Origin of the sequence: Haliea sp., assembly GCF_040222615.1 — a bacterium.
Lineage (GTDB): Bacteria > Pseudomonadota > Gammaproteobacteria > Pseudomonadales > Halieaceae > Haliea.
Map to the genome: position 1 here is coordinate 1 of NZ_JAVKCQ010000153.1, position 7158 is coordinate 7158.

The following is a 7158-nucleotide window of genomic DNA, read 5'->3' on the forward strand; positions in this document are numbered from 1 at the left end:
GCAACTCCATCCATGGACGCTCGGCCTCGACATCCATGTCTCGGACGGTCCCGGGAAGCGCGCAACGACCAGCGCCTCATCGCGAGATTCTGGCTATTGTGGCTCGCTCAGGTGCCGCAGAAAGTCTGGTGAACCTGCTGCTCCGGCGCGGGCGGCAGGGCAAAGTCGCGGTCTTCGGGGCGCCAGGTCCAGGGGTCCGCCAGACGGTCGACGAGGGCATGGAAGGGGGCGAAGTCGCCCCGATCCGTCGCCGCGGCGATGGCGGCTTCCACCAGGTGGTTGCGCGGAATGAAGATGGGACTGGCGCGATACATCGCCGCTTGTCGTTCCTGCGAATCGACAGGTTCGGCTGCGATACGCTGCCGCCAGCGCGCCAGCCATGGGTCGAAGCTTGGGGGCAGGGGATAGAGTTCGCTGCAGTCCTGGTTGCCGGCGGTGTCCGGGCTGGCGAGGTCCGCCAGGCGGCGGAAGGTCAGGGTAAAGTCCACCGCCTCGTTGGCCATCAGGGTGTACAGGTCCTCAATCAGTGCGGCGTCTTCGGGGCGGTCCTCTGCCAGCCCCAGCTTGGCCTTGAGGCCCTCGGTGTGGGCCTCAAGGAACTGGTCGCCGTAGGTATCCACCGCGGCCTGGGCCAGGGCGACGGCCTGCTCGGTGTCCTCGTGCAATACCGGTACCAGCGCCTGGGCCAGGCAGGCCAGGTTCCAGTGGGCGATGCCGGGCTGGTTGCGATAGGCATAGCGGCCCGCGTGGTCGATGGAGCTGAACACGGTGTCCGGGTTGAAGGCGTCCATGAAGGCACAGGGGCCGTAGTCGATGGTTTCGCCGGACAACAGCATGTTATCGGTGTTCATCACTCCGTGGATGAAGCCCAGCAGCTGCCAGCGTGAGATCAGCGAAGCCTGGGACCGGATGGCCGATTCAAGCAGGGCCAGGGCCGGGTTTTCGCCCTCGGCCTGCTCCGGGTAGTGGCGCTCCAGCGTGTAGCGGACCAGGATCTCCAGAGCCTCCTTGTCCTTGCGTGCGGCAAAGAATTCGAAGCTGCCGATGCGGAGATGGCTGGCAGCGACGCGGGCCAGGACCGCGCCGGGTAGTGAGCGCTCACGAAATACCGGTTCGCCAGTGCTGACCGCTGCCAGGGCGCGGGTGCTGGGCACGCCCAGGGTCGCCATGGCCTCGCTGACGATGTACTCCCGCAGCACCGGGCCCAGCGGCGATCGGCCGTCGCCGCCCCGGGACCAGGCGGTGCGGCCGGCGCCCTTGAGCTGCAGGTCCATACGCCTGCCGTCGTCCCAGTGCAGCTCTCCCAGCAGGATCGCGCGACCGTCACCCAGCTGCGGGTTGAAGCTGCCGAACTGGTGGCCGGCGTAGGCGGCGGCCAGCGGACGGGAGTTCGGCGCGACGGTGTTGCCCGCGAGCCAGGCGGTGCCAGCCTCCGAGGCCAGCCAGTCGGCGTCCAGGCCCAGGCTCTTGGCCAGAGCGCGGTTCACCCGTATGGGGCCGGGCGCCGCGACCGGGGTCGGTGCCAGGGCACGGTAGAAGCGCTCCGGCAGATCGGCAAAACTGTGTTCGAGCGCGGGTGTGGCGCCGCTGTGGGTCATGGGCGGTACTCCCTCCGGGTATCAGGCCTCGGCGGCTGCGGTGCCGGTCTGACGGGTGTGTTTCGGGACGCGCAGCAGCAGCACCAGGGGTATCGCAGCCAGGTTTACCCACATCAGCAGGTAGAAGTCGTTGACGTAGGCGATTTCCGCCGCCTGCCGGGTCACGGTGGCAATCAGCTCGCCGGGTAATGCCGCGACGGTGTCGGGGTCATCCAGGCCCTGCGGCAGCCTCAGGCCCGGGTTCAGCCGCGCCGCCAGCTCCTGCTGGTTGATCCACATATTGCGGCTCAATAATGCCATGATCAGGGATACGCCGATACTGCTGCCGAGATTTCGCGACAGGCTGAACAGCGCTGCCCCCTCATCGCGCAAGTGCGGTGCCAGCGTGGCGTAGGCCAGTGTGGTTGTTGGAATGAACACCAGCCCCAGTCCCAGCCCCTGCACGAAGCCGGTCATTGCCAGCGTCGTCTGCCCCACTTCCATCGTGAAGCGGGCCATCTCCGCCAGGGTCAGGCTGGCAGTGCACATGCCGACGATGATCAGCAGGCGCGGGTCGAAGCGCTGCATGAGCCGTGCGACCACCATCATGCCCAGCATGGTACCTACTCCTCTCGGCATCAGCACCAGCCCGGTGGTGACCGCCGGGTAGCCTTTCCAGATCTGCAGGAAGGGTGGCAGCAGGGCCATGGTCGCCAGCAGCACGATGCCCACCAGAAAGATGAACAGTACGCCGGTGACATAGTTGCGGTCGCGAAAGAGCGCGGGTGAGACAAAGCGCCGATCACTGGTGAGGGTGTGTGTGGTGAACAGGTACAGAGCGAGGCAGATCATGACAGCGTACAGCTGTATTTCCAGTGATTCGAACCAGAGTACGTGCTCGCCGCGGTCCAGCAACAACTGCAGTGCGCCGACGGCGACTGCCAGCAGTCCGAATCCCAGCAGGTCGAAGCGTTTCCGCACGGGGGCGGTTTTCGGCACGCACCAGTAGATGCCGATGAGGGAGGCGACCCCCAGCGGCACATTGATGTAAAAGACATAGCGCCAGGAGTAGGTGTCGGTCAGCCAGCCCCCCAGGGTCGGGCCGAGAATAGGCCCAATCATGATGCCCATGCCCCAGATGCTCATGGCCGAAGCGTGTTTTTCTTTGGGGAAGGTGTCCAGCAGAATGGATTGGGACAGCGGTGCAAGAGAGGCCCCGCAGGCTCCCTGGATAATGCGCCACATGACCATTTCGTTGAGGCTTGTCGCCTGCCCACAGAGCATGGAGGCGAGGGTGAAACCGGCTACGGACCAGAGCAGTACCGAGCGTCGGCCGAAGCGCTGGGCCATGTAGCCAACAGGCAGGGTCATGATCGCGGCGGTGACGATGTAGGAGGTGAGAATCCAGATCACCTGGTCGCTGCCCGCGCCTAGGCTGCCCTGCATGTGGGGCAGGGCGACGTTGGCGATGGTGGTGTCGACGACCTGGATGATGGTGGCCGGCATGACGCTGGCGGCCACCATCCACGGTGCTATGCTGCGCGCGCTCACAGGGGCTGGGCAGCCACCTGGTCAGCAGCAGATGCCAGCGCCACCTGCTTGCTGGCCACCGGGTTCGGGGATTCGGTGACGATGCGAACCCCGGCGCTCATGCCGGCACGCAGCACGGCATCTTCCGGCAGGCTTTCCAGGCGCAGGCGCACGGGAATGCGTTGCACGACCTTGACCCAGTTGCCGCTGGCATTCTGTGCCGGGATGAGGGCGAACTCCGAGCCGCTGGCGGGGCTCAGGGTTTCCACCCGGGCGCGCAGGGTCTGCCCGGGGTAGGCGTCGATGGTCACTTCCGCCGCCTGGCCGGGGCGCACGTGGGTGAGCTGGGTTTCTTTCAGGTTGGCTTCGATCCAGATATCGTCGGTCGCCATCAGGTTGACCACGGCGAAGCCCGCCACGGTCATTTCACCCAGCTGCGGCACATCGTTGGTCACCGTGCCCGCCGCCGGCGCGACGATGCGGGTGCGCGACAACTGATAGCGCGCACGGTCCAGCTGGGCCTGCGCTACCTGGATATCGGCCTGGGCTGCGAGCGGCAGTTCGGGGTTGCCGCCCAGGGCAGCGCGCAGGCCTGCGAGCTTCTGCCGATTGATGGCAATCTGGGCCTGGGAGTGCGCCAGGCGCTGCCGTGACTCATCGAGATCCGCCTCGGATATGGCAGAGGGGCCCATGCGCTGGTTGCGTAGCAGCTGGCGCTGGTAGTAGGCGGCGTCTTCCTCCGCCTGGCGAATTTCGGCTTCCACTTCGGCGTATTCCGCCCGCCGCGTCATGATCTGGTTCTGTACCTGGGACAGGTGGGCCTCGGCCTCGGCGACGGCGAGCTGGAACGGCTGGTCTTCCAGCTGCACCAGCAGCTGGCCCGCCTCGACGGGCTGGTTGGCTTGCACGAGCACCGACTTGACGATGGCATTCACTTCACTGGACAGGGCCAGCTTGTTGGCCTTGACGTAGGCGTTCTCGGTGCTGATGCTGCCCTGGCCGCCGAGCGTGAACCAGGCGACCGTCAGGCCCCCCACTACCAGGCCCAGGCCCATCAGCAGGCGTCTTTGCATTAGCTGTGACATGGTAGGTCTACTCCTCGCGAACCAGGTTCAGGCGAATTCGTTCCAACAGTGACTTCAGCAGCAGGATCTCATCGTGGTCGAGTCCGGCCAGGGCCTCGGCGCGGGTCAATTCAGCCAAGTGCCGCAACGTGGAGAGGGCCGGCTGCGCCGCTTCGGTCAGGTAAATGCGGAAGCAGCGCCGATCCTGTTCGTCTCGCCGGCGCTCGATCAGCCCTTCCTGCTCGAGGATGTCGAGCTGGCGGGTGAGGCTGATGGGCGCCACGTCCAGCCGTTCGGCAAGCTCCGCCTGCTTTGCCCCCTGCTCCCGCGACAGCGACCACAGCACCTGCCATTTGGAGCGGGTGAGGCCGTGGGCCCGGGCGCGGCGATCATAGTTGCGCCGCAGCAGCCGCGCGGCGGTGTGCAGTTCGAAACTGAGCTGGTCGGTGGCGTCATTGCGCGCGCGGCTCACGGTTGGCTCCCGCTGTTCATAGATGGACTTATTATAAGTATGCTTATGAGTTATGCAAGCACAGTGAGCCCGGTAGCGGTTCAAGTATCCCGCCTGTGGTGCGGGCTCCTGCAACCGGACCAACGCCGCGGAACCGCTGCCCTTTACTGCACCGCCCGCCAATGGCAGATTGACGCTACCGATAACGACAGCCCAACGCCACCGGGCACGGAGCCAGCACAGCATGAGCACGACCTGGGATACCCTGATTACCGACGCACTGGTCTTTGACGGCAGCGGCGACGCGCCACAGGCGGTGGACATCGCCATTCGCGGGGGCAGGATCGCAGCCCGCGGGGCGGGGTTGCCGCGGGCCGAGGCTGTCCGGGTTATTGACGGATCAGGCCAGTGGCTGATGCCGGGACTGCTGGATATCCACACCCACCTCGACCTGGAAGTGGACCTGGACCCGCGCCTGCCCGAGGTGGTACGCCATGGCACCACCACGGTGCTGGTGGGCAACTGCAGCCTCGGCACCTGCTTTGGCCAGCAGCTGGAGGGCGAACAGAACCCGATCGTGGACTGCTTCACCCGGGTGGAAAACATCCCCAAGAAGGTGCTGGGCAAATGCGTGGAAACCATCACCTGGGACAATACCGGTGATTACATGGACCACTTCGACACGCTGCCGCTGGGGCCCAACATCGGTGCCTTCGTGCCCCACTCCATGTTGCGGGTCGAGGTGATGGGCCTCAAGGACAGCATCAGTCGCGATCCCACCGAGGCCGAGTTGCGGGAAATGGAGCGACTACTGGAACAGGCAATGGCCCAGGGCTATCTGGGTTTGAGCACCGACGGGCTGCCCTTCCACTACCTGGCCAATGCCCCGCACACCGATCAGCGTATCCCGACCCAGTTCGCCAGCTTCGGGGAGCTGAGGCGCCTGCTGGGTGTGGTCCGCCGGCATGACCGGGTCTGGCAGACCACGCCGATTATTGAGAACAGGGTGAAGGGACTGCTGTATTTCTTCCTCAGCAGCGGCCGCCTGTTCGGCAGCCCGCTGAAGACTTCCGCGCTGTCGGTGATGAAATTCGTGCTGGCGCCAAAAGCCTCGAACGCCTTTCTCGGTGTGGCGCGCCTGGTCAACAGCGCGCTGCTGAAGGGGCGTATCCACTTCCAGGCCCTGGGTACCAATTTCCGGATCTGGGCCGATGGCATTGTCAGTCCTATTTTCGAGGAACTGGACTCGACCTGCGAACTCATCGCCCTGGAGTACGACGATGTGGAGGGCCGCCGGGCCCTGCTCAACGACCCGGCTTTCATCGAGGCATTTCGCCGCGACTGGTTTCACGGCCGCAGGGGGCGCAACCTGGCAACCCTGAAGGCGAAACTGGGGCTGCCGGACAAGATTGTGATCCGTGACCTGGAGCTGATGATATTCGACGGTGCGCCCGTCGCCGAGTGGAATGGTGAGTCCATGCAGCAGGTCATGGAACGGCTGCAGCGGTTCCAGGGCGGTCAGGCTGGGGCGGCCCGCTCGGAGGAGGAGCGCACGGCGCTGGCCGCGTTCCCCAGGCCCACCGCCGATGAAGCAGACTTCATGCTGCACCTGCTGCGCGAGTATGACAAATCCTTCCGCTGGTATGTCGATGTCGGCAATACGGACAAGGAGGCAACCCTGGGCTACCTGTTGCACCCCAACGCGCTGCCCGGCTTCAATGATTCCGGCGCCCACATCACCAACATGGCCTTCTTCGACGCCAATCTGATGTCACTGAAGCTGGCGCAGGCAGAGGGCCTGGAGACCGTCGCCACGATGGTGCGGCGCATGACCCGGGAGCCCGCCGAATTCTTCGGTCTCGACGTGGGCAGCCTGGAGATCGGCGCCCAGGCGGATATCACCCTGGTTGACCCGGAGGCGCTCAAGGGCTGGGATAGCAACGAGCATCGCGCCCTGATCCACCGCGACCTGTTTGATCACCGGCAGATGGTGAATCGTTCGGACGGTGTGGTGACCCATGTGCTGATTAACGGTGAACCGGTGTGGCAGCAGGGCGACTTTACCGCAGTGCTGGGCAGCAGGTCCCTGGGGCGGGCTCTGCGCGCGGCCTGACTCAAGTCTGTGCCCAACCTCAGGGATCACCGCCAATCGGTCGGAGTCCGCTGCCTTTAAAATTCTGCTGGCGCCGAGATCTCCGCGGAGTCGCCATTGAGACGAATGTCGAAGCACCCGCGGTGCAACTGCCGGTGATGGAACCGGCACAGGGTCACCAGGTTGTCCAGCCGCGTTTCCCCACCCTCGGCCCAGTGCCGGATATGATGGGCTTCGACGTACTCCGATTCCTGGCAGCCGGGATACTGGCAGACCCCGTCCCGCTCGCGCAGGGCGCGGCGGATGCGTTCCGGCACAATCCGTGACTTCCTGCCCACGTTCAGCACCTTGCCGGCATCATCCTCCAGCACCGTCACCAGCGAGGCATCGCAACTGATCCGCCGGGCGGTGGCCGGCGACAGCCACGGTTTGTCCTCAAAGTGT

6 protein-coding genes are annotated in these 7158 nt (G+C 65.2%); 1 reads left to right on the plus strand and 5 read right to left on the minus strand.

Annotation, left to right across the window (positions count from 1 at the left end; all coding sequences use genetic code 11):
- Positions 1-107: 107 nt before the first annotated feature.
- From RJQ10_RS12530 to RJQ10_RS12545, 4 genes are read right to left on the minus strand one after another with little or no spacing between them, the layout of a single operon-like run.
- Positions 108-1598, minus strand: a complete 1491-nt coding sequence (locus tag RJQ10_RS12530; RefSeq protein WP_350147076.1) for a protein adenylyltransferase SelO — start codon at positions 1596-1598, stop codon at positions 108-110.
- Between the two features lie 21 nt (positions 1599-1619).
- Positions 1620-3128, minus strand: a complete 1509-nt coding sequence (locus RJQ10_RS12535) for an MDR family MFS transporter (RefSeq protein ID WP_350147078.1) — start codon at positions 3126-3128, stop codon at positions 1620-1622.
- Positions 3125-4192 (minus strand): HlyD family secretion protein, encoded by a 1068-nt coding sequence (locus RJQ10_RS12540; RefSeq protein ID WP_350147080.1) that lies wholly within the window; start codon positions 4190-4192, stop codon positions 3125-3127. Before RJQ10_RS12540 ends, RJQ10_RS12535 begins: the two co-directional genes overlap by 4 nt.
- A 7-nt stretch (positions 4193-4199) precedes the next feature.
- A complete protein-coding gene (locus RJQ10_RS12545) occupies positions 4200-4643 on the minus strand; it encodes a MarR family winged helix-turn-helix transcriptional regulator (protein ID WP_350147082.1) in 444 nt (147 codons plus the stop codon).
- Between the two features lie 223 nt (positions 4644-4866).
- Here RJQ10_RS12545 and RJQ10_RS12550 point away from each other — a divergent pair, with 223 nt between their 5' ends.
- Entirely contained in the window at positions 4867-6735 is a 1869-nt protein-coding gene (locus tag RJQ10_RS12550; RefSeq protein WP_350147084.1) for an N-acyl-D-amino-acid deacylase family protein, read from the plus strand.
- A 56-nt stretch (positions 6736-6791) separates the two neighbouring features.
- Here the strand turns inward: RJQ10_RS12550 and RJQ10_RS12555 are convergent.
- Positions 6792-7158 (minus strand): HNH endonuclease signature motif containing protein (locus RJQ10_RS12555; protein ID WP_350147086.1); only part of this gene is annotated, 367 nt, incomplete at its 5' end.